Annotated in this window: 20 protein-coding genes; 5 read left to right on the plus strand and 15 right to left on the minus strand. The window is 63.0% G+C overall.

The window, feature by feature from the left end; translation table 11 throughout:
* Window positions 1-2 precede the first annotated feature (2 nt).
* Window positions 3-182: a DUF1778 domain-containing protein gene (locus M729_RS1000000138240; RefSeq protein ID WP_245267527.1), complete on the plus strand. Its 180-nt coding sequence runs from the start codon at window positions 3-5 to the stop codon at window positions 180-182.
* Here M729_RS1000000138240 and M729_RS0101195 read toward each other — a convergent pair whose 3' ends face one another.
* The 15 genes from M729_RS0101195 to M729_RS0101265 all read right to left on the minus strand — a co-directional run bounded on the left by M729_RS0101195 (window position 183) and on the right by M729_RS0101265 (window position 18054).
* Window positions 183-965 (minus strand): ABC transporter ATP-binding protein, encoded by a 783-nt coding sequence (locus tag M729_RS0101195; RefSeq protein WP_013531158.1) that lies wholly within the window; start codon window positions 963-965, stop codon window positions 183-185.
* Window positions 962-1735, minus strand: a complete 774-nt coding sequence (locus M729_RS0101200; RefSeq protein WP_013531157.1) for an ABC transporter permease — start codon at window positions 1733-1735, stop codon at window positions 962-964. The genes M729_RS0101195 and M729_RS0101200 overlap by 4 nt, the downstream gene beginning before the upstream one ends.
* 107 nt (window positions 1736-1842) lie before the next feature.
* The gene (locus tag M729_RS0101205) at window positions 1843-2793 is read right to left on the minus strand and encodes an ABC transporter substrate-binding protein (RefSeq protein ID WP_027160511.1); all 951 of its coding nucleotides are present in this window, start codon (window positions 2791-2793) and stop codon (window positions 1843-1845) included.
* Between the two features lie 154 nt (window positions 2794-2947).
* Window positions 2948-3292: a peptidase inhibitor family I36 protein gene (locus tag M729_RS0101210; protein WP_027160512.1), complete on the minus strand. Its 345-nt coding sequence runs from the start codon at window positions 3290-3292 to the stop codon at window positions 2948-2950.
* A gap of 78 nt (window positions 3293-3370) precedes the next feature.
* Window positions 3371-4219, minus strand: a complete 849-nt coding sequence (locus tag M729_RS0101215; protein WP_027160513.1) for a DUF1194 domain-containing protein — start codon at window positions 4217-4219, stop codon at window positions 3371-3373.
* Between the two features lie 94 nt (window positions 4220-4313).
* A complete protein-coding gene (locus tag M729_RS0101220; RefSeq protein WP_027160514.1) occupies window positions 4314-6875 on the minus strand; it encodes an FAD-dependent oxidoreductase in 2562 nt (853 codons plus the stop codon).
* A gap of 155 nt (window positions 6876-7030) precedes the next feature.
* Window positions 7031-7789, minus strand: a complete 759-nt coding sequence (locus tag M729_RS0101225) for an FkbM family methyltransferase (protein ID WP_027160515.1) — start codon at window positions 7787-7789, stop codon at window positions 7031-7033.
* Window positions 7786-9018 (minus strand): glycosyltransferase 87 family protein, encoded by a 1233-nt coding sequence (locus M729_RS0101230; protein ID WP_027160516.1) that lies wholly within the window; start codon window positions 9016-9018, stop codon window positions 7786-7788. The genes M729_RS0101225 and M729_RS0101230 overlap by 4 nt, the downstream gene beginning before the upstream one ends.
* 21 nt (window positions 9019-9039) lie before the next feature.
* Window positions 9040-10470 (minus strand): aspartate aminotransferase family protein, encoded by a 1431-nt coding sequence (locus tag M729_RS0101235; protein WP_198032081.1) that lies wholly within the window; start codon window positions 10468-10470, stop codon window positions 9040-9042.
* A gap of 104 nt (window positions 10471-10574) precedes the next feature.
* Entirely contained in the window at window positions 10575-11582 is a 1008-nt protein-coding gene (locus tag M729_RS0101240; RefSeq protein ID WP_027160518.1) for an NAD(P)-dependent oxidoreductase, read from the minus strand.
* Window positions 11579-12028, minus strand: coding sequence for an EamA family transporter (locus M729_RS0101245; protein ID WP_024501326.1), 450 nt, complete (start codon window positions 12026-12028; stop codon window positions 11579-11581). The genes M729_RS0101240 and M729_RS0101245 overlap by 4 nt, the downstream gene beginning before the upstream one ends.
* Window positions 12029-12152: 124 nt before the next feature.
* Entirely contained in the window at window positions 12153-13505 is a 1353-nt protein-coding gene (locus M729_RS0101250; protein WP_027160519.1) for an FAD-binding oxidoreductase, read from the minus strand.
* Window positions 13506-13507: 2 nt separating this feature from the next.
* Window positions 13508-14941, minus strand: a complete 1434-nt coding sequence (locus M729_RS0101255) for a UbiA family prenyltransferase (protein ID WP_013531146.1) — start codon at window positions 14939-14941, stop codon at window positions 13508-13510.
* Between the two features lie 206 nt (window positions 14942-15147).
* On the minus strand, window positions 15148-15411 hold the full coding sequence (locus tag M729_RS0101260) for a hypothetical protein (protein WP_023812335.1): 264 nt from the start codon (window positions 15409-15411) through the stop codon (window positions 15148-15150).
* 156 nt (window positions 15412-15567) lie between these two features.
* Entirely contained in the window at window positions 15568-18054 is a 2487-nt protein-coding gene (locus tag M729_RS0101265; RefSeq protein ID WP_027160520.1) for a mechanosensitive ion channel family protein, read from the minus strand.
* Window positions 18055-18293: 239 nt separating this feature from the next.
* On the opposite strand from M729_RS0101265, the gene M729_RS0101270 reads away from it, so the two are divergent.
* From M729_RS0101270 to M729_RS0101285, 4 genes are read left to right on the plus strand one after another with little or no spacing between them, the layout of a single operon-like run.
* Complete coding sequence (locus tag M729_RS0101270; RefSeq protein WP_027160521.1) at window positions 18294-19553, plus strand: sarcosine oxidase subunit beta; 1260 nt, start codon at window positions 18294-18296, stop codon at window positions 19551-19553.
* A gap of 17 nt (window positions 19554-19570) precedes the next feature.
* A complete protein-coding gene (locus M729_RS0101275; RefSeq protein WP_027160522.1) occupies window positions 19571-19867 on the plus strand; it encodes a sarcosine oxidase subunit delta in 297 nt (98 codons plus the stop codon).
* Complete coding sequence (locus M729_RS0101280; protein WP_027160523.1) at window positions 19864-22857, plus strand: sarcosine oxidase subunit alpha; 2994 nt, start codon at window positions 19864-19866, stop codon at window positions 22855-22857. The genes M729_RS0101275 and M729_RS0101280 overlap by 4 nt, the downstream gene beginning before the upstream one ends.
* The gene (locus M729_RS0101285; RefSeq protein WP_013531140.1) at window positions 22850-23437 is read left to right on the plus strand and encodes a sarcosine oxidase subunit gamma; all 588 of its coding nucleotides are present in this window, start codon (window positions 22850-22852) and stop codon (window positions 23435-23437) included. Before M729_RS0101280 ends, M729_RS0101285 begins: the two co-directional genes overlap by 8 nt.
* The last annotated feature ends 84 nt before the right edge of the window (window positions 23438-23521 follow it).

A 23521-nucleotide genomic window follows, 5' to 3' on the forward strand; every position in this document is an offset into this window, starting at 1 on the left:
ACGTGAGTACGAGAACGACTCGACCCGAAAGGCTGGCCGACCGGCGCATCTTTCCTCTCGATGTCGAAAAATGGCTAGCGTTCAAGGCGGCTCTGGACGCCCCGAAACGTGATCTTCCTCGCCTCAAGCGTCTGTTGAGCGAGCCAAGTATCTTTCCAGATGATCAGGCTGTGTCGGTCTGACTACGCCTGCGCCGTGCGCATCGCCTCGACCCGAATATCCTCGGTCAGCCGCGCTTTCAGCGCCGAGAATTCCGGGCTGGTCTTCAGCGTGTAATGGCGCGGATGCGGCAGGTCGATGGCGACATCCGACTTGATGCGGCCGGGCCGCGCCGTCATCACGATGACGCGCGAGGCCATGAAGATCGCCTCCTCGATGTCATGGGTGACGAACAGCACCGTCTTTTGGCGCCGTTCCCAGATGCCGAGCAGCAGTTCCTGCATCAGACCGCGCGTCTGGTTGTCGAGCGCGCCGAACGGCTCATCCAGCAACAGGATCTCCGGATCGTTAGCCAGCGCCCGGGCGATCGCCGTGCGCTGCTGCATGCCGCCGGAGAGCTGCTTCGGCCAATGGTTCTCGAACCCTTTCAGGCCGACGAGATTGACGTAGGAAGCGACGACCCCGTCCCGCTCCTTTTCGGGCATTCCGCGTTCGCGCAAGCCGAAAGCGATGTTCTGCGCCACAGTCAGCCAGGGAAACAGCGTGTAGGACTGAAAGACCATGCCGCGATCCGGCCCCGGCCGGGTCACCGCCTTGCCGTCGAGCAGCACACGGCCCTCGCTCGATGCTTCCAGGCCCGCGACAATCCTGAGCAGTGTCGACTTCCCGCAGCCGGACGGCCCCAGAATAGTGATGAAGTCGTTGGCGGCGACCGCCAGGTCGATCGGCATCAGCGCCTTGACCGGCTGACCGCCGCGCACGCCGGCAAAGGTGCGCGAAACGCCCTCGATGAGAAGCTTGTTCACGCCAGGCTCCACGGAAAGAGCCAGCGGTTGAAGGCCTTGAAGGCGAAGTCGGACAACAGCCCGATCAGTCCGATGACGATGATGCCGAAGATGATCTGACCCGTCGCCAGCCGCGACTGACTGTTGATGATCATGTAGCCGATGCCGGATGACGAGCCGATCAGTTCCGCGACGATGACATAGGTCCAGGCCCAGCCGAGCACCAGCCGCAGCGTCTCGGCGATCTCCGGCGCATTGGCCGGCATGATCACCCGGTTGACGATGCCGCTGTTGGTGGAACCCAGCGTGTAGGCGGCCTCGACCAGATCGCGTCGTGTGCCGCCAACTTTGACCGCGATGATGAGGACGATCTGGAACACCGAGCCGACGAAGATGACCAGCAGTTTTTCCAGTTCGCCGATGCCGGCCCACAAGATGAGCAGTGGGATGAATGCCGACGCAGGCAAGTAGCGGGCGAAGGAGACAAAAGGCTCCAGAAACGCCTCCACCGGCTTCCAGGCGCCCATCGCGATGCCAAGCGGCACCGCGACGACCGAGGCAAGCAGGAAACCGCCGAAGACGCGCCAGATGGTGATCAGAACGTCGAGCCAGAAACGGTCTTCGACCAAAAGCCGCCAGCCATCCCGCAGCATCGACAGCGGATCGGCGAGGAAGATGCGGTTGACGTGGCCGCCTAGCGTGATCCAAGCCCAGAAGGCCACGAAAAGCACGAAGAAGGAAATGCCGAGCACGGTTCGGATGCCCGGCGAGACTGGATGCAAGGGGCGCATCGTCAAATCGTCGCCATTTTCAAATGGTCCCCATGCTCAAATCGCGCTTTGTCCAAGAGAAGGCGGCAGCGCCAGGCGCCGCCGCTTGATGGTCAAAGGCCGAACGATCAGTTCGAAACCGCGCTGGTGTCAGCCAACGTGGTGACGTCGGGCGCTTCCTTGATCAGTCCCATCTGCAGCAGCAGTTCGCCAGCGGTCTTGGAAAAGTCCTGGAATTCCTTGGTGAAGAACTGTTTGTTCTCCGCCCGGTCGGCCCATTTCAGGTATTTCGCCGAATCCTCGAATTCCTTGGCCGACTGTTTCACGTCGGCACCCATGGTCTCGTAGGATTTCTGCGGATCGCTCTTGATCAGGTCGAGTGCATCAAAATAGCTGTCGGCCAGCGCCTTGGCGGCATCCGGATTGGTTTTCAGGAATTCGGGTGTGCAGCCCACCGTGTCGAGCACCATCGGGTAGTCGAGCGTCGTCGCCAGGATATGGCCCTGGTCCGACTTGTCGCGCACCGCCGAGATGAACGGCTCGTAGGTGACGGCGGCGTCGTTCTGCCCGGCGAGGAAAGCTTGCGCCGCCGCATCAGGCTCCAGATTGACGACGGTGACGTCCTTCGTCGACATGCCGTTCTTGTTCAGCACCCAGGCGAGCATGAAATAGGGCGACGTGCCCGGCGCCGATGACGCGACGTTCTTGCCCTTGAGATCGGCGACGGTCTTGATGTTGTTGCGGGCGACGATGCCGTCGGCGCCGTAGGATTTGTCGAGCTGGAAGATCTGCTTGGTGGTGACGCCGCTGGCGTTCCACACCAGCCAGGTCTCCACCGTGGTGGCCGCGCATTGCAGGTCGCCGCTGGCGATGGCGAGCGGCCGGCTCGCTTGCGGCACCTTTTTCAAGGTCACGTCGAGTCCGTGTTTCTCGAAGATGCCCGCCTGCTTCGCAAGCGTCAGCGGCGCGAAGCCTGTCCAGCCGCTGATGCCGATAGTGACCGAGGTGGCAGCCATCGCCGGTGCGGACAGGCCGGCGGCAAGTGTCAGAGTTGCGGCAAGAACGGCGATCCTGTTCATGTCGGTTCCCCTTTTGTTTTTGCTGGGGAATTGTCTCACAGACGCCAATCGGCTTGTCAATGAACAGCTTGGTGAGGCAACCGGCAGGCCCTGCTCTGCTGTCGGCCAATGGCTACCACCACCAGAAATCCATCGTGGCTAATCCAAAATGGCCTCAATAATCGTCGCAGGTGCACTCCGCCGACGATATACGGTCATTCCAGTCGCTGCCGCCGAAATCGCGGATCCGGCGCCGGATCTCGATCGAGCGGCCACCCATCCGGGAGTCCTCATAGGCAATGAGTGTGCAACCCCGGCGCACGATCACCGACGACACACGGTCGTTCCAGAACTGGCCGCCGCGAAAGTTCACGGAATCGTCGGGGCCCATACCGATGGACCGACCGCGAAAATTCGCGTGCTCGAACATCATGCAGGCGGGCTCATCATTGTATTGGGCGCTGGCGGCGTCGGCAAAAAGCACGGACGCGACAGCAGTCAGGATGGATAGACGTTTCATCTGATGTTTCCTCGGTTTTTGCCGCGGCCCCTCCGACTGGATAGCGCGGTCCGGCCAATTTGCCAATGCTTCGGTCGCCTAGCGGCTGTCAAACATCCAGCTGCGGTTGCGCCACATTTTCTCGCCGACCAGGCAGTCGGTGGCGGGCTTGTCCGGCGCCAATACCATCGGCGGATGCGTGGCTTCTTCTGCCGCCCATTGCGGCGAGGCCGGGCCGGCGAGTTCCAGCACCAGCTTGCGACGGATGGCTTCGGGAAACTGCGTCCAGTCGTTGACCGGAATCATGAAGGCTCCGGGTCCGCCGATGACGCAGTCGCTGTAGTAGCGATCGAGATTGCTGACGTCGTAGGCGCCGGAAAAACCGCCTCGCGTCATCAGCGGCAGGCCGTTGATGACGATGCCCTGCTTGATCAGATCGTCGCGGGTCAGGTTGACCGGCGCGCCTTGATTGTTGGGGCCATCGCCCGAAATGTCGATGACCCGCTTCGTGCCCTGGTAGCCGCTTTCGGCGAACAGGTCATTGCCGAACTCCAGCGCTCCGGAGATCGAGGTGCGCCGCGCGCTGTTGGGCGGCTGAGCGGATAGTTGCGCAATCACCCGCTCGGCGTCGGTGCGGCTGGCGATCACCGTCCACGGCACGATGACGCGCTGCCAGTTGGTGCCGGCCCATTCGACATAGGTGACGGCGATCTTGCCATAAGCGCCATCGGCAATGGCCTGCAGCACATTGTCGTGCGTCAGTGCCGCGGCGTAGCCGTGACGCTGGATCTCGAGTTCGTCCGGAGACATCGACAGCGAGACATCGACGGCCAGCACCAGCTCGACATCGACGGGCTCGTCAGCTTGGGCCGCGGGCGTCAACCAGAGCGTCAGTGCGAACGCGGCGCAGCCTGAAAGGAAATGTCTTGCGCAGGCAAAAGCAGACATGCCGCGAAGGTAAGCGAAAACCGTCGGCTTAAAAAGAGAAAAGCCCGGCCGATGGCCAGGCTTTTGCCTTCATGCCCTTTGCGCCGGCTAGCAATCAGCTGCGCGGCTTCAAATTCTCCGGATCGTAGAGCGGCTTGTAGCCGACAGCCGCCACTTCGACCGGATATGTCTCACCGAAATACTCGATCGTGAGCTTGCGGCCTTCCTGGGCGTACGCCCACGGCAGATAGGCAAGACCGATATTCTTGCCGATGGTCGGACCATAGGCCATCGAGGTGGTGAAGGACCGCCGGCCGAGTTCGTCGACCAGCGTCTCGCCGGTCTTCGGATCCATCACCGGCATGGTGCCGACGGGATAGCGGGCAACGCCTTTGGAATCGACATTCTCGGTCATCACCAGCGTGCACAGCATGGCCGGTTGGTGCTCGCGGGCGCGGTATTCGACGTGCTTCGCCTTGCCGCAGAAATCGTTCTCCTTGACCTTTGGACGAGCGAGATCCGCTTCGAGCAGATTGTACTCGGTCAGAAGGTCGGCGTTCTGCAGGCGCAGGCTCTTTTCCATGCGGCGCGTGTTGGCATAGGTCTCGACGCCGAAAGGCATCACGCCGGTCGAGCGCAGCGCGTCCCACACAGCGAGACCGTCCTCGTAGCGCATATGCAGTTCCCAGCCCTGCTCGCCGACATAGGAGATGCGGAAAGCGGTGACGTCCTTGCCGCCGATCCGGACCGGCTTGATCGCCGCGAATGGGAAGTTCTCAACAGAGAGCCCGTCCGGGTTTTCGACCACCTTCTGCAAGGTCGCCCGGGCGTTCGGCCCCCAGATGCCGATGGTCACATAGTTCTCGGTCACGTCGGTGATGGTGACGTCGAAACCTTTGTCCTGTGCCGTGCGTCGCATGTACTGGAAGTCGCGCGGGCCAGCGTCCGCGCCGTCGATCAAACGACAGCGGTCGGCCATGCGAATGACGGTAAAGTCGGCCCGCACCATGCCTTCCTCGTCGAGGAAGTGGGTGTAGATGCCCTTGCCGATGTTGTTGTCGCCGCCAATCTTGGCTGCGCACAGCCATTCCAGCAGCGCGACATGGTCTGGACCTTCGATGTCGTACATGGCGAAATGCGACAGGTTGACGATGCCGCAATCCTCGCTCATGGCGAGATGTTCGGCATTGGAGACGCGCCAGAAATGGCGGTTGTCCCATTCGTTCTCACGCACCGGCACCCGGTTGCCGTATTTCTCCAGGAGATGCTCGTTGGCGGCATAGCCGTGGGCGCGCTCCCAGCCGCCGAGTTCCATGAAATAACCGCCGAGTTCCTTCTCGCGCTCCCAGAACGGCGAGCGCCGGATATTGCGGGCCTTGGAGAACGGCTCGCGCGGATGTACCGCCGGATTGTAGACCTTCATCGCCGTCTCGGTGCAGCGGTCCCAGATGAACTGCTCCTTGGTCTGGTGCGGATAGAACCGTGCATAGTCGATGGCATGGTGATCGATTGCGGTGCGGCCGTCGGTCATCCAGTCGGCGATCAGCTTGCCCATGCCGGGACCATCCTTGACCCAGATGGCAACGGCATACCACAGACCCCGCACCTTCTGGCTTTCGCCCATCGACGGGCCGCCATCCGCGGTTACCTGGAGAAGTCCATTGAACGAATGGCTCTCATTATAGCCGAGTTCGCCGAGGATCGGCGTCAGTTCCATGGCGCGTTCGAGCGGCGCCAGGATCTGTTCCATGTCGAGATCGCGTTGCGACGGCGAAAGCCGCGCCTGGTCCTTCTCCAGCAGGTCGCGCGGGTGGCAAAGGCGCGGATTGGTCTCTTCGTAATAACCCCATTCGATCTGCCCGCCCTCGGCGGTCTTGGGATCACCGGTGTCGCGCATATAGGCCGAGTTGCCCTGGTCGCGCAGCAGCGGCCAGCCGATCTCCTTGCCGGTGCCGGCGAACTCGTTGTAGGGGCCGAAGAAGGTCAGCGGATGGTCGATCGGCATGACCGGCAGGTCTTCGCCGACCATTTCCGCTATCAGCCGGCCCCAAATCCCGGCGCAGACGACGACATAGTCGGCCTCGATGGTGCCGCGGTCCGTCACCACGCCTGATATGCGGCCGTCCTTGACGACCAGCGACCGGGCCGATGTGTTGGCGAAGGATTTGAGCTTGCCCGACGCTTCCGCCTGGTCGACCAGCTTGCCGGCGACCGTCTGCGAACGCGGGATGACCAGACCGGCATCGGGATCCCAAAGACCACCTTGGACAATCGCTTCTTCGATGAGCGGAAATTTTTCCTTGATCTCGGCCGGCTCGATCAGGCGGGCGCGCGTGCCAAACGCCTTGGCGGAGGCGATCTTGCGCTTGATTTCTTCCATTCGGCTGTCGTCGCCGACACGCGCGACCTCGAGGCCGCCGATACGCGCGTAATGACCCATCTTCTCGTAGAAATCGATGGAGTAGAGCGTCGTCCAGCACGACAGGAAATCGTGGCTGGTGGTGTAGCAGAAGTCGGAGGCGTGCGCCGTCGAGCCGATATCGGTCGGGATACTTGATTTGTCGATGCCGACAATGTCATCCCAGCCGCGTTCGATCAGGTGATGGGCGATCGATGCGCCGACAATACCGCCCAGGCCGACGATGACGACCCTCGCCTTTTTCGGAAACTCTGCCATTGCCCGCGACTCCAAAGTGATAAAGCGGGCGGACTATAGGGCGGAGCGGCAGGGCGATTGAAGCCTGTTTGCGACATTGGCAAAAAGCCGAGCGACCAGACGGCAGAATGCTTCACATCGGGCGCCTGGGGCGGTTCGCTTTTCGGTGGGCTAACTCAGGCGAAGGCCCAGATGTCTTCGGCCTGGAAGCCGACCTGATAGCCTGATGTCTTCAGCTTGACCACGACCTGGCCGATCTCGGCGGCCGGCAGCGCGCCAACCTCGACCTTGATCATGCCGGGGCGGTAGCGCTTGAGGTCGAGCTGTTCGAAGACGATCCAGTCGGCGCCCTCGCAATCGATGAGGAAGGCATCGATATGGATGATGCCGTTGCGGTCGAGCAGCGTCTGCAAGGTCTCGGATGGCACCTCGATATCCCTGAGGTGCGGGGCGAACTTGTTGAAGTTGGCGTCGGCCTCGCCCCAGGCATTCTTGCCCGACATCAGATTGGTGTCGGTGACCGACGAACAGCCGATGAATTCGATGGGCAGCGTGCCGGACTCGAGCGCGGCTGCATCGAAGGTGTGGACGGTGATCGTCCCCTTGGCCTTTGTCACCGCCACCGGCTCGATGATGAACCGGCCGGTATCGGGATAATTGGCGCGCAGCCGTTTCTGATTGTACGGGATCGGCTCGACCAGCATCGCGCGTGCGCCAGCTATGCGGTGCAGCCACGGCGTGACGTCATCGAACAGCGCGCCGTCGCAGGCGCCGACATTGACCATCTGGAACGGCCGCCCTGCCCCACCAAACCGCGCCTTCAGCGCCGCCTTGGCCAGGAACTTCGTGCCGCGCAGCGATGGTCCGCGGTCGAGAACGCCACTGGGAAGACCGAGCGACAGGGCAACGCGCGCCAGGCTGGATAGCGAACTCATGACTTGTCTCCAGGAATGATTTGCATGGCAGCGCGATTCTCACCGCGAGCCGCGGCCGCCCACAACGCCATGAGCGGCGTCGCCAGCAGCAGGAATGGCGGGATCAGATGCGGGAAATAGATGCGCGTGTCGTGGATCGGGAAGACGGTGAACTTCGCCAGCGCGCCGAGCACCAGTGCCGCAAACAGGATGCCGGCGCGGCGGTCGAGGCGGAAGCCGGCGCGGGCGGCGGCAAACCAGCCGGCCAGTGCCAGCACCGACACCCCGACCCAGCTGTTCAGGCTGACGGCACGCAGCAGCGAGGTGGCAAATGCCCTGAGATAGGCAACGATGGAGAATGGCGGCTCGAAGCCGTCCATATTGTAATGCTGCTCTATGCTGGAGAACCACAGATGCGGCCACCAGCCGGGATGATGCGCCCAGTGCGAGATGGCAAAATAGGCAACGAAGGAAGCGGCAAAGCCGGCCAGCGCGCCCCACGATTTCTGCCGAAAGGCGACCAGCAGCACGGCAAAAACAGCAAGGAAAACAATATTGTCCGGGCGCACCATGAAGGCGAGGAAGAGCAGGATCGCGGTCGCCTTCTCGCGCCCGCGGACATAGGCATAGAGCCCGCCGAGCAGCAGCGCTGACGTGAGCAGATCCGGCGTGGAAGCACGCGCCGCATCGCCGAAATCGGCCATGATCAGCACCGCGCCGACCACAGGCGCCAAGGCCAGTGCCCCCTCGGAGCGCAGCCACATCAGGGCGATCGCGCCGAACAGCAGAACCGAGACCACTGAGACCAGGCGCATCGCCTCGACCGGCGACATCACCGCGCTCATCGTCGACAGGACCTCGGCGTAGAGGAACTTGATCCTGTACATGCCGAGCAGCGAATGGAAATCGGCGGCATTTTCTGTCATGTGGCTGCGGAAGCCGCCGCCATCATCGGTCAGCGCCTTATAATCGCTTGCCGAAACGCCCGATTTGACTGTGTTGTAGGCATAGTCGTGCAGGGCTTGTGCATCGGGATAGGTGCCCTCCTCCGATATAGCGAGATAGGGCAGCATGTCCCAATTGGCGTCGGGCATCACCCATGCCGTGAACGCTGTAAAAAGGATGTAGAGCGCGAAGGCCGCAGCGCCGATCGGTGCCGCCAGCCGCGCATAAGTCCCCTCGCCCCACGCTAGGCCGGCTCCGGTGAGCCGGTCGAGTGGGTTTTGTGGAGCGGGCGACTTGGTCAGCATCGTTGTACCCAGCGAACTCGCTTAACGAACCTGGCTTTTGACGAAATCCTTCACGATCGACGCGATGCCGCGCGACAGCAGGCTGTCGAAGGCATCGACGAAGCGGTCGACATGCTCGCGCTGGCAGATCAACGGCGGCTCCAGCCGGATGACGTTGCGGTTGTACTCGGTGAAGGCGACCAGCACGTCGTAGTCGCGCAGCAGCAGCGCGCCGACGAAGCCCGACAGCGAGCCCTTCAGCTTGTCGTCGAGCACGCTGACGATCGGCCGCAGCACCATCGGCAAGGTCTGCGAGAAGTCGTGGAACTCCAGGCCGACCATATACCCCTTGCCGCGCACATCCTTGATGATCTTGGGGTACTTTTCCCTGAGCGCCTGCAGGCGCTGCAGCAAATAGTCGCCGGTGACGGCGGCATTGTCGATCAGGCCCTCGTCGTAGAGCACGTTGAGCCCTTCGATCGAGGTGACGCAGGCCTCGCCCATTCCGCCGAAGGTCGCCATGGCATGGATCATCGCCGTTTTCGGCGTGCCATAGGCCTTCATGTAGACCTCGCGCCGCGCAATCATCGCGCCGACCGCCGCCTTGCCGGCGCCGAGAGACTTGGCCAGCGCCGTAACATCGGGAACGACGCCGTAATGTTCGAAGGCGTAGAAGCGGCCCGAACGGCCGTAGCCGCACTGCACTTCGTCAGCGACCCACAGCACGCCATACTGGTCGCACAACGCGCGCAGCTTCTGCCAGTATTCGGCAGGCGCCTGGATGATGCCGCCGCCGCCCTGGATGGTTTCCAGCACGATGACGCCGACCTCCGGGTTGGAACGGAACAGGCGCTCGACCGCCTCGATGTCGGCAAACGGGATGCGGACCGTGTTTTCGGCCACCTTGAAGTCGGCGCGGTAGAGCTGGCCGTCGGTGATGCCGAGCACGCCCTTGGTCTTGCCGTGGAAGGAATTCTCGGCATAGACGACCTTCGGTCGCTTCGGACCGGCGGCGCGCTCGGCGAGCTTAACCGCCGCTTCCATCGCTTCCGAGCCGGACGAACCCAGAAACACCATGTCGAGATCGCCGGGCGAGCATTTGGCGATGTTGTGCGCAAGTGCCGCCGCATATTGCGACATGAAGGCGATAGCGATTTCCTGGCGCTTCTCCTCCTGGAATTTCTTGCGTGCTTCCAGGATGCGCGGATGGTTGTGGCCAAAGGCCAGCGAACCGAAGCCGCCGAAGAAGTCGAGGATCTTGCGGCCGTTCTGGTCGATGTAGAACATGCCTTCGGCGCGCTCGATCTTGATCTTGTGGAAGCCGAGCAGCTTCATGAAATGCAGCTGGCCGGGGTTGAGATGCGCCTTGAACAGGTCGGTCATAGCCGCGACGTCCATCGCCTTGGCCTGCTCGACGCTGATCAGGTTGGGCTTGGCGATGGTGGCGGGCGACAGCGCCGGCGCACTGACCATGGTGCGCGCATTCGTCTGTTCGGGCTTGGCCATGACGGTCATTTCAATCTCCTGTCTGCACGCACGACCGCAATCGTGCGCAACGAAAACTGTTTTGCGAGCCGCTATTCGGCGGGCACATGTGTGGTGGCGACCGCGAGACCGGCTTTCTTGGCGCGGTACTCGCTATAGGCGGCGATCAGCATGTCCTCGTCGCGATATTGCGGCGCCCAGCCGAGCTGACGCCCGGCCTTGGACACGTCGAGCACGCATTCCTCGTCGGCGATCAGATACTGTTCTGGGTCCATGATCGGCATGTTCATCAGGTCGAGCAGGTCCAGCGTGCGCTTGACTGCCCAGCCCGGTGTCGGGATCAGGATCGATTTCGAGCCGGCATGCCTGATCAGATCGCCGAGCAGCTTCTTGACCGGCGGTGGATTGAGCGAACCCAGATTATAGGCCTCGTTTGGCACGCCGGCCTTCCAGGCCGCGCGGGCGGCTTCGGCGCAGTCGAACACCGAGATGAACTGATAAGGGTTCCTGCCCGAACCGATCATCGGCACCGGAAAATTCCAGTCGATCAGCTTGAACAGTTTTTCGAGAATGCCGAGCCGGCCGGGACCGATGATCAGACGCGGGCGAAACAGCGAGATCGACATGCCGCGCTTGCGCCACTCGGCCGCCAGCTCCTCGGTCTTCTGCTTCGACCAGCCATATTCGCCCAGCGGCGCCACCGGGTGCTCCTCGGTCATAGGCTGCGTGACCGTGTGGCCGTAGATCATGTCGGTCGTGTAGTGGACGAGTTTTGACGCACCGGCTCCGTCCATGGCCTGCATGATGTGCTCGGTGCCATGGAAATTTACAGGGAAGAAGAAGTCATGCCGCTTGGCGCGCACCTGGATCGGCGACAGCATCTTGGCCGACAAATTGTAGACCATGTCGTCGGCCTTCAGCCCAATCGCGGCGACCGAGGCCGGATCGGTGACGTCGCATTGGATAAAGCGGACGCTGCGGTAATGCGGCAGGTCGCTCTTGACGATGTCGGCGACGACAACCTCTTCACCATCGGCCACAAGCTTCGGGGCAAGATGGCGGCCGACGAAACCGTCACCGCCGAAAATCATATGTCTCATCGAACGATCTCGTTTGCTTGGATCTTGTCGGGCGTGATGGAAGCGGCCTGGTCCTCATGCCCTTGCCCACCCAAATCCCGGCCACTTTGCGCGATCAGCACCGTGCCGACGCAGATGAAGGCGATGCCGGCGATCCGCCAGCCATTAAGGTCCTCGCGGAAGACGAAATAAGCGAAGATGGCGACGGCAACATAGGCGAGGCTGAGGAACGGATAAGCGAAGGAGAGCTCGACCTTGGACAGCACATAGAGGTGCGAGGCCATCGAGATGACGAAGGTACACAGGCCAAGGAACACCCAGGGGCTGAAGACGATCTGCAGCAGCTTGACGAGCGGATTGACGCCCTCGAACGAGATCGGTCCGAGCGACATCATGCCTTGCTTCAGCATCAGCTGCGCCGCGGCATTGGTCATGACTGTAAAGAGAATGAAGACGATGTATTTCATGAGTTCCAAGCCACCCCTTCACGCTTCCTACTACAAACCCGCAAACATTTGGTGAAGTCCCAACATTGTTTTGAGTGAATCGCGCTATTAACCATCTGTTAACCAATAATTATTCGGATTTTATCTATTCGGCAGCCTCGACCGAGCCTCGCCGCGTATCCAATCTCTTCGCGGTGCGCGCCCAGAAGTCGGACATGAAGGCGTGGTCGCGGAGCGCTTCCAGCCGCTGCCATTCGGGAAAGGACGAAGCGAAGATTTCGGCCCCCATGCGGGCGTCCTTGTACGGATTGACCGCGCCGCCGGCCTCGACCGTGATGCGGTCGAGCTCCCGCAGCAATGTCAGCGTCGCGGCGCCCCTGTTGGGGAAATCCAGTGTCAGCGTGTAGCCGGGACGCGGAAACGACAGCAGCGCCGGCGAGCGGATGGAGCCGAAGCGTTTCAGCACCGTGAGGAACGAGCCCTGCCCGGCTTGCCTTGCAGCCGCCAGCAATGCCGGCACGGCCTCGCGCGCCGTCTGTTCCGGCACCACGCTCTGGTGCTGGAACAGCCCTTTCGGCCCATAAAGCCGGTTCCAATCGCGCACGCCGTCGAGCGGGAAGAAGAAGCCCTGGTAGCCGGCCTGGCGCGGCACCGTTGCCCGGCTCTTCCTCCACCTGTAGGCAGCGTTGAAGGCGGTCAGGAACGGCCGGTTGAGCACGTTGAACGGCGGCTGGACCGGCACCGAGAAATTGCCGCCGGCGCGCGAAGCGGCATGCGAGCCGTGCTCGGCGTGATTGCCAGTGAGCAGCAGGCCGCGACCGCTGTTGCGACCGCCGGCAAGCTGGTCGATCCAGGCGACCGCATATTCGTTGGCCTGATCGGCCGCCGCGGCCAGGTCGAAGAATTCGCAGAGGTCACGAAACGGCGTCGCCCTTTCGACGATGTCGAGGGAATGCACCCGCATCAGCCGGATCGAGGCCGACAGAATGAGGCCGGTCAGCCCCATGCCGCCGATCGTCGCCGCAAACAGCCGCGCATTGTCTGTCGCCGAGCAGCGATGGGTCCTTCCATCGGACCTGAGCAGCGTGAAGCTCTCGACATGGCAGCCGAAGGTGCCGCGCCGGTGATGGTTCTTGCCATGCACGTCATTGGCGATAGCCCCGCCGAGCGTGACGAATTGCGTGCCTGGCACAACGGCGGGGAAGAAGCCGTAGGGGGCAGCGTGGGCGATGATGTCGGACAACAGCACGCCGGCATCCGCCTTGAGAACACCGGTTTCGGCGTTGAAGGCGTGGATCCGGTTCAGCGATCGCATATCGACGACCGCTCCGGCCCCGTTCTGGCAGGAATCGCCGTAGGAGCGGCCATTGCCATAGGCAAGCAGCGACGCCGGCTTGGCCTGACCGCCCTTCAGCAGCGCGATCGCCTCGTCGGCACCGATGGCGCGCGGCGCCGGCGGCGTGGCAAGGCCAAAGCTTGGGAAACGTCCGGCGGCCATGCCTACCAGCCCCCGATGACCAGCATCACCGCACCGATCAGCACCACGATCTGGCTGCGCCAGTCGCGGATGATGAAGACGACCGGATCGTCATGCATCTCGTTGCGGCGCGCCAGGATCCAGACGCGCATGGTAAGATAGAGCACGATCGGCGCCAGCGGCCAGATCAGCCATGGATGCGGATAGAGTTCCCGCACCGCGACACTGTCCATGTAGAGCGCCAGCACCAGCGCCGAGGAGAAGGCCGAGGCCATGCCGGCCTGGGCGACGATCTCCTGGTCTTCGGTGCGATAGCCGCGACCGGCAATGCGCTCGCCGGGCGGAATGGCGGTGGTGCGCAGTTCGACGAAGCGCTTCACCAGCGCCAGCGACAGGAAGAAGAAGATGGAGAAGGCCAGCAGCCAAAACGAGACGTCGACGCCGGTCGCCGCCGCACCGGCCAGGACGCGGATCGTGTAGAGGCCGGCGAGCGTCAGCACATCGACCAGCAGCATGCGTTTGAACGACAGCGAATAGGCGGTGGTGACGACCATGTAGCCGCCGAGCACAGCCATGAATTCGGGCGACAGGAACAGCCCGGTGCCGATGCCGATCGCCAGAAGCACCGCGATCGCCCCAAGTCCGAACGGGATCGACAGCGCGCCGCTGGCGAACGGCCTGTTGCGCTTGGTGAGGTGTTTGCGGTCGAGCGCGAGGTCGAAGAAATCATTGAGGATGTAGATGGCCGATGCCACCGCGCTGAACGAGACGAATGCCAGCAGGCATTCCCAGATCATGTCGGTGTTGAAATATTCATGCGAGAGCACCATCGGCACTGCGATCAGCGAATTCTTCAGCCACTGATGCACGCGCAGCATCTTGACGATGGTCCGCAAAGTCGGCTTCGGCGCCGGCACCGTCTCGGCGCCATGTGCCGCCTGCCAGCGCGCGGCATGGCGGTCGGGCGCGACGACGATCGCGTTGCGTGCGGCATCGAAGACCTGGAGGTCATGGCGGCTGTTGCCGGCGTAGTCGAAACCGCCATCGCCATAGGCTGCGATCAGCGAGGCGCGCTTCCTGCCCGAGGTGAGGTTGGCGAGACCATCGGTGGCCAGCACCTGGTCGAAAATGCCGAGATGGGCCGCGATGGCGTCGGCGAACTTGCGCGGCGTACCGGTCGCCAGCACGATCTTGCGGCCCTCGGCGTGCTCGGTCCGGAGGCGGCAAAGCAGCACCTCGCGATAGGGCAGCGATGCCGGATCGATGTCGATGCGCTGCGCGATCGCCTGCTTCAGCCGCGCCGGCCCGCCGGCGATCCAGAACGGTACGAGGAAGATATAGAGCGGGTTCTTCTTGAGAAGGATGAACAGCCCTTCCCACAACAGGTCGGTTGCGATCAGCGTGCCGTCGAGATCGACCGCAAGCGGTATTGCGTTCCTGTCCGATCGCGCATCCATGTCCGTCCTGCCCTGCCCGCGTAGAGTTGCGCGCCGCTTTTCGGCGTCTTGAGGCTGGTATAGCGGGCGATGGCGTAGCGAACGTTAAAACGCACGGTTGCAGACGGCTGCCATGGCGGTATTTCCGGTGTCATTGTTAAACAACCGCTACCGGAAACGATAAAAGGCCGGGCAAATGCCCGGCCTCTACAATCGTGACGCCAAGATTACTTGATGCGGGCGACACCGCCCGAGATCTCGACGGTTTCCGAACCGGTCAGGGCTTCGAGATCGCCATTGGGCAAGGTGACGAAGCAGCCGTTCGGGCAGAACTCAACCGTTTCGCCACCGGCCAGCGCAAGGTCGGTCTTGCTGCCGCCCTCCGTTACGACCAGCGTGCGGGTCTCGGCGTCCTTGTTGACCGCGCTCGCGGCATGGACCGAGCCGATGGCGGCGACCAGGGCGACTGCAGCGACGAGAGACTTCCACATGGTGCAATATCGGTGTTCCCACCGCCTCTGTTGCATTTGGCAAGGCATTTTCGCCTTTGCATGGAGCTTATATGAGATGGAAGCTGAACCGCAACTGAATGCCCCATTCATGCCGCAATCGATTCCGGGCAGGATTGAGGTCGACGGAGTCCGAGCCTAGTCCGGGTCCGGCTTCTTGGTTTTGCGAGACTTGACCAGTCGCTTCTTCTCCGCCTCGGCTTCGGCCCTTATCTGCTCCTGTTCGGCGAAGTCGGCCTCGATCTTGTCGTCGTCCGTCGGCCAGGCCTTGGGCTTGTGGGCCTCGACCACGGCGCGCGGCGTCGAGGGGATCTCGATGTGTTCGCTGCTGAATTTTTCGAGGACGGCAAAACGGATGTCGTTCTGCGCGATGTTGCCGTTCATCACGTCGGCCAGGAACACGCGGATTTCGAATTCCAGGGCGGCGGGGCCGAAATTGGAAAACAGCACGAAGGGTTCGGGGTTCTTCAGCACCATCGGGTGGCTGCGGGCGATCTCCAGCAGGACGGCATGAACCTGCTTGACGTCGCTGCCATAGGCGACGCCGACCTTGATGTCGACGCGGCCGAGCTTGTTGCGGTGCGTCCAGTTGCCGACGGCGTTGTTGATCAGGTTCGAATTGGGCAGGATCACCGATTGCCGCTGGAAGGTTTCGATCTCGGTGGCGCGCACGCTGATCTTCTTGACCGTGCCGCTGACGTCGCCGGCAACGATCCAGTCGCCCACCTTGAACGGCCGCTCGGCCAGAAGGATCAGGCCGGAAACGAAATTGGACACCACGTTCTGCAGGCCAAAGCCGATACCGAGGGAAAGAGCGCCGGCGACCAGTGCCAAGCTGGACAGGTCGATGCCCGCCGCCGAGATGCCGACCAGTGCCGCCAGCGCGACGCCGGCATAGCCGACCGCCAGCCTGATCGAGTTGCGCACGCCGGTATCGACCTTGCCACGCGCCATGACCGAGCCGTCGAGCCAGCCCTGGAACCAGCGCGTCAGGAAATAGCCTATGACGAAGACGACGATGCCGGAGAGGATGCCGGTGACCGAGATCGTCACCGAGCCGATGTTGATCCCGGTTGCGAGCTTGTAGGCCCAAGCCTGGATATCGCCGGGCTGGAAACCCCACATCAGCAGGATCAGCGGCAGGAACACCAGCACGATCATCACATTGATGGCAACGCTGACGACAAGGCCGAGCTGGTCGAGGGCCGTATCCTCGTAGCTGGAATTGGCCGACAGCCAGCGCCCGACGGAGGTGTTGGCGAAAGCACCCTCCTCGCCGATCGCCTGCGCCGACAGGAAGCCGATATAGGCGGTGATCAAGGCTGTGCCGGTGACGACGACCTGCAGCGAAACGAACAGCGCAAGGCCGATATAGCCGAGCAAGGCGGCTATGATGGTGAATAGGCCAAGGCCCAGCGACAGGTAGCGCAGCCATGCCGGCCAGGGCCGCCAGCTTCCGTCGCGCGCCTTGAACGGCCTCAGCATCGCCATCAGGATCAGGATGATGCCGACGATGATGGTGGCGACAAAACTGCGGGCGATGGTCAGCGACAGCGGCGAACCCATCTTGTCGTTGATCACCGACAGGAAGGTGTTGACGCTGATGACCACGGCCATGGCGGTGGCCAGGCGCACCAGCCAGCGCGCCGGCCCGGTTTCGACCGGGATCAGGCGCCAGTTCGGCAGCCGCGGTTCCAGCGCCGCATTGGTCAGCCGGTTGACGCAGAACACCACGCCGATGACGGTCGCCAGCGCGTTGAGGAAGAGCCCAATGTCGCCGCGCAACACATTGTAATAATTGAAAAAGAAAATCGTCGATCCAAGAAAGGCGGCAACCGCCAGCGTCGGCAGCAAGGTCGACCAGAAGGCCACCGAAAGGCGGCTGAGATAGGATGGGTCCTCATTGGTGGGGTCGGCTTCGAACACCCGCCCGAACAGGCGCCTGCCGCCAACCAGCAGCACCAGCGCCAGCCCGAGCGCCACGAAGGTTGCCGCCAGGATCGCCTGGAACTTGAACTTGAAGGCAAAGCTCAACCAGGACGACACCGCCTTGTAGAGATTGCCGAACTCGTCGCGGGCGTCGGAAAACACCTGCGGGCTCAGCGCATCCGACAGCACGTAGCGCTTGGTCAAAAGATTGCGGAACAGCTCGCTGCGCATATTGCCGATCTTGTCGATCAGCCCGCTGATGCGGATCGACAGGTTCTGTGCGCTGGCAACGACCGCGTTGATCTCGGCCTTTTCCGATGCAAGCGCCTGACGCTCGCCCGTCACGATGTCGGGCTCCTGCGGCTGGCCCGCCGCCGGTGGAGGACCCAGCACCTCGATGCGATTGTTGATCTCGGTGAGCCGCGAGCGGAATACCAGCGCACTGGTGAGTGCCGCCCGCGACAGGTCCTCCAGCTGCAGACGGATCTCCACGAGTGAGGCATCGTCCTCACCGTCCTGCTGTATCTTCTTCTCGAGATCGTCCGTCTTGGCCGTTAGATCCTGGATGACCTTTTGCTGATCGGTGACCAAACCGGCCGAGCCCTGGCCGAGCGCTTGCGCCATCGCCTCAAACGAAAGCGGCGCCGAAACGACCAGCGTGAGTACCAGGATGAGACGAAGCAATCGGAAAAGCATGATTTGTTGGCGACTCATCGGCGGCAAAGGCAATTTGAAAGCCTGTCCTTGATAAAGACGGCCCTATCATGGGGCAAGCCGTCGTATCGCGAGCCCATCCGATCATTGGCCCCAACCGATCACTCACGCCGAGTGATCCCATCCGGGCGTCGGCCAGTCGAAAGGCGATGGCGCAATATTGGCTTTGCGGATGCGGCCTGCTCTATAGTCTGCCGCATCGCCCGAACCGGATGACATCAATGGCAGAGTACTCGGCCTTTTCGCTGCTCGCGAACGCGCTCAAGGGAAACAAGGATTGGAAGCCGGCATGGCGCAAGCCTGACCCGAAGGCGTCCTATGACGTCATCATCATCGGTGGCGGCGGTCATGGGCTGGCGACCGCTTATTATCTTGCCAAGGAACACGGCATCACCAATGTCGCCGTTGTGGAAAAGGGCTGGCTCGGTTCCGGCAATGTCGGCCGCAACACCACGGCCGTGCGCTCGAATTATCTGCTGCCTGCCAACACCCGCTTCTACGAACACTCGATGAAGCTGTGGGAGAACCTGTCGCACGAGCTCAACTACAATGTCATGTTCTCGCAGCGCGGCTGCCTGAACCTGGCGCACACGCCGGCCCAATTCGACGACTATGCAAGGCGCGGCAACGCCATGCGCCATCTCGGCGTCGATGCCGAACTGATGACGAAGACTGAGATCAAACGCCTGATTCCGGCGCTCGATATCTCCGACAACGCGCGTTTCCCGGTGGTCGGCGGCCTGATGCAACGCCGCGCCGGCACCGCCCGCCACGATGCGGTGGCTTGGGGCTATGCGCGCGGCGCCGACAGGCGCGGCGTCGACATCATCGAAAATTGCCAGGTCACCGGCTTCCTGCGCGACGGCGACCGCATATCAGGCGTCACCACTTCGCGCGGCGACATCCGCGCCAGGAAGGTGGCCGTGGCGGTCGCCGGCAGCACCGGACGCGTCATGCAGATGGCCGGCATCGAGACGATGCCGATCGAGAGCCATGTGCTGCAGGCCTTCGTCACGGAATCGCTGAAGCCCTTCATCGACACGGTCGTCACCTTCGGCATGGGCCATTTCTACATGTCGCAGTCGGACAAGGGCGGCCTCATCTATGGCGGCGACATCGACGGCTACAACAGCTACGCCCAGCGCGGCAATCTGCCTGTCGTCGACGAGGTGATGAGTGAAATGCTGGCGTTGTTTCCGGGACTCGCGCGCGTGCGCATGCTGCGCTCCTGGGGCGGTGTTTGCGATATGTCGATGGACGGTTCGCCGATCATCACCGCCGGCCCCCTGCCGGGCATGTATCTCAACTGCGGCTGGTGCTATGGCGGCTTCAAGGCGACGCCGGCTTCCGGCTGGTGCTTCGCCTGGACCATCGCCAAGGACCAGCCGCACGACCTCAACGCGCCCTTCACGCTCGACCGCTTCCACCGCGGGCTGGTGATCGACGACAAGGGCCAGGGTGCAAACCCGCGGCTGCATTAGGCAATAGGTAGAGTCCAATGTTGATCACTTGCCCCTATTGCGGCCCGCGCGACGTCATCGAGTTCACCTATCAGGGTGACGGCAATCGTGAGCGTCCCGACCCCGCCTCGCAGAATTTCGAGGCGTGGAACGCCTATGTCTATGACCGGCTGAATCCGGCCGGCGATCACAATGAGATCTGGCAACATTCCGGCGGCTGCCGCGCGCATCTCAAGGTCGTGCGCAACACGCTGACGCATGAGATTTCCAGCGTTGCCTTTGCGCGGGGCGATCATGGGCCGGCCGCGCGCCGCAAGGCGGAGGACAAGGCATGAGCCCGCGCCGTGCCGACACCGGCGGCCGCATCGACCGGCTGAAAACCATCCGCTTCACCTTCGATGGCACGGCCTACACTGGCCATGCCGGCGACACGCTGGCGTCAGCCCTGCTGGCCAAGGGCGTCACGTTGTACGGGCGTTCGTTCAAATACCATCGCCCACGCGGCCTGCTCACCGCAGGCGTCGAGGAACCCAACGCGCTGGTGACGGTGCTGAAGGGCGAGGTTCGCGAGCCCAACATTCCAGCGACCATGGTCGAGATCCATGACGGGCTGGTTGCCATCAGCCAGAACCGCTTTCCCTCGCTTGCCTGGGACATCAACGCCGTCAACCAGCTCGGCGGCAAGATCCTGTCGGCCGGGTTCTACTACAAGACCTTCATGGGACCGGTGTTCGGCCCGCTCAAGGGCACGCGTTTCTGGATGTTCTGCGAACACTTCATCCGCCGCGCAGCCGGTCTCGGCAGTGCCGGATCGGCGAAAGACCCGGCCCGCTACGAACGCATGAACGCCTTTTGCGACGTGCTGGTCGTCGGCTCGGGGCCGGCCGGCCTGATGGCCACCAAGGCCGCCGCCGATCAGGGTGCGCGCGTCATGCTGGCCGATCTCGAGCCGCATTTCGGCGGTTCGGCCAACTGGTCCGAGGAAACGATCGATGGCGCGCCTGCCGCCGATTGGGCGCGGCGCACCGTCGCCCAGCTCGCAGGCCGCGACAATGTCCGGCTTCTGCCGCGCACCACGGTGTGGGGTTACTACGACAACAACACGCTTGCCGCGCTCGAACGGGTCAGCGACCATAAGGAGCACCCCGGCAAGGGCGAGCCGCGCCATCGCTATTGGGCGATCCGCGCCAAATCCGTGGTCCTCGCCACTGGTGCGTTCGAGCGGCCGCTCATCTTCCCCGGCAATGACCGCCCAGGCGTGATGCTGGCGCATGCCGCCGAGCGCTATGCCAACGAATTCGGCGTGCTGCCGGGCGAGCGGATCGCGTTGTTCACCAACAATGACAGCGCCTATAGGGCGGCTGTCGCCTTGAAGAAGGCCGGTGCCGCGGTCGTCGCCATCGCCGATGTCAGGCCGGAACTTTCGCCGGAGATGCGCAAGCTGGCCGCGGAAGCCGAGGCAGAGATCTTTGCCGGCCATGCCGTCGTCGCCACCGAAGGCGGCAAGGCGCTGTCCGGCCTCAAGCTGCAGCGCTTCGACATGGCCAATGGGGCACTCATCGGTGATGCACGCAGTATCCATGCCGATTGCCTGCTGATGTCCGGCGGCTGGTCGCCGACCATCCATCTGGCCAGCCAGGCTGGCGCCAAAGCGGAATGGAACGCCGTGCGGCAAGCTTTCCTGCCGCCAAAGCCGACACAGAGCTGGATCGGCGCAGGCGCCTTCACAGGAAGCTTCTCGACGGCCGAAGCCATCGCCGAAGGCCGCGCCGCCGGCCTCGCCGCCGCAGGCGGGCAGAGCACACCGTCCATGCTGCCGACCGTCGAAGCAGTGCCTGGCGATCCCGACCCCGCCCCGGTGTTCGAGGTCAGGGCCAAGGGCAAGAGCTTTGTCGATTTCCAGCACGACGTCACGGCCGAGGACGTGCGGCTGGCTCACCGGGAAGGCTTTGTCTCGGTCGAGCATCTCAAGCGCTACACCACGCTCGGCATGGCGACCGACCAGGGCAAGAGCTCCAACGTGCCTGGCCTTGCCATCATGGCCGAGGCGCTGGGCAAGCCGATCCCCGAGGTCGGCACGACACGCTTCCGGCCGCCCTTTGCTCCGGTGTCGATCGGCTCGCTGGCTGCCGAGCGTTTTGGCGACCTGAAGCCAGAACGATTGACGCCGATGCATGACTGGCATCTGGCCAATGGCGCGACGATGTATTCCGCCGGCCTCTGGTACCGGCCGATGATCTATGGGCTTTCAGGCGAAACGGTCGAGCAGGCCTATGTGCGCGAAGCCAAGGCGACGCGCGAAAGCGCCGGCATCGTCGATGTCTCGACACTGGGTAAGATCGCGGTGCAAGGCCCTGATGCCGCCGCATTCCTCGACCGCGTCTACACCAACATGTTTTCGACGCTGGCCGTCGGCAAGGCCCGCTACGGGCTGATGCTGCGCGAGGACGGCCTCGCCTTCGACGATGGCACCACCTGGCGGCTCGGCGAGCAGGATTTTCTGATGACCACCACCACGGCCAACGCCGGCAAGGTGATGCAGCATCTGGAATATTTCCTCGACGTGATCTGGCCGGACCTGAAAGTCCACGTCACCTCGGTGACAGACGAATGGGCAGGTGCCGCGATCGGCGGCCCGAAGGCCAGGCAGATCCTCGCCGCCTGTGTCACCGGCACGTCGGTCGACAACGCCACCTTGCCCTTCATGGGCATCGTGCGCGGCGAAATATCAGGCGTGCCGGTGATGATCTGCCGGCTGTCCTTCTCCGGTGAAATGGCCTTCGAGGTCTATTCCGGCGCCGGCCATGGCACCCATGTCTGGGAAGCGCTTGTCGAAGCCGGCAAGCCGTTCGGGCTGGTCACCTACGGTCTTGAGGCATTGGGCACCATGCGCATCGAAAAGGGCCATGTCACCGGCGCCGAGATCGACGGCCGCACCACGGCGCGCGACCTGCATCTCGACTGGATGCTGTCGAAGAAGAAGCCGTTCATCGGCTCGGCGATGATGGACCGCGAAGGCTTGATCGCATCGGACCGCCTCGAACTGGTCGGCCTGATCGCCCTCGATAACCGGCCGCTCAACGGTGGCGCCCACATCGTCGAGGAGGTTGACGAAGCCAATCCGCAAGACTCCATCGGCCATATCACCGCCTGCTGCTATTCGCCGGCGCTCGGCAGACATATCGCGCTGGCGCTGATCGAGGGCGGCAAGGCACGGCACGGCACGCGCGCCCACGTCTCCGATCCCTTGCGCAACCGGTTCGGACCGGTCGAGATCGTCTCCAACCACTTCTTCGATCCGGACGGGAGCCGCATGCATGGTTGAGCACCAATCCCCGCTTGAGCCGGAATTTCACGTCGGCTCGCACGGCAATTTCGAGCATGGCGTCGAGATCATCCTGACCGAGACGAGGCCGGGCTCGATCGTGCAACTCGCCGCCTGGCCCGGCGAGGAGAAGAGGCTGATCGCAGCCATCCGCACCGTCACCGGGCTGGCGCTTCCCGATGGCGCCGGCGGCGGAGTGAGCGACGGGGTCAAGTCAGTGTTCGGCTTCGCGCCGGGGAAGTTCACCGTTGCCGACGAGGCCGAAGGGCTGGCCGCTGCCTTTGCCAAGGTGGTGACCTCGGCCATCGGCACGGTGACCGACCTCTCGCACGGCCGCACCGCCATCCGTATTGCCGGGCCGAAGGCCGAATGGGTGCTGGCGAAATTCTTCGCCATCGACTTTTCGCTGCCGGCCTTTCCCAATGGCGCCGGCCGCTCGACCGCTCATCACGACGTCTTCGCCCAGATCCAGCGCACCGGCGCCGACCAGTTCGACATCTATGTCTTCCGCTCGTTTGCACGCTCGTTCTGGAAGGCGCTCTGCCACGCCAGCGAGGAAGTCGGCTACGAGGTGCAATAGGCGGCGCCGAACGGTCGCATCGCTCCTGCTTCTGGCATCAACGCCAGCCGTTTCTGCCGCTAGAGAATCAGGCCGCAGGCGCCC

The organism is Mesorhizobium sp. WSM1293, from assembly GCF_000513875.1.
Classification (GTDB): Bacteria; Pseudomonadota; Alphaproteobacteria; order Rhizobiales; family Rhizobiaceae; genus Mesorhizobium; species Mesorhizobium ciceri.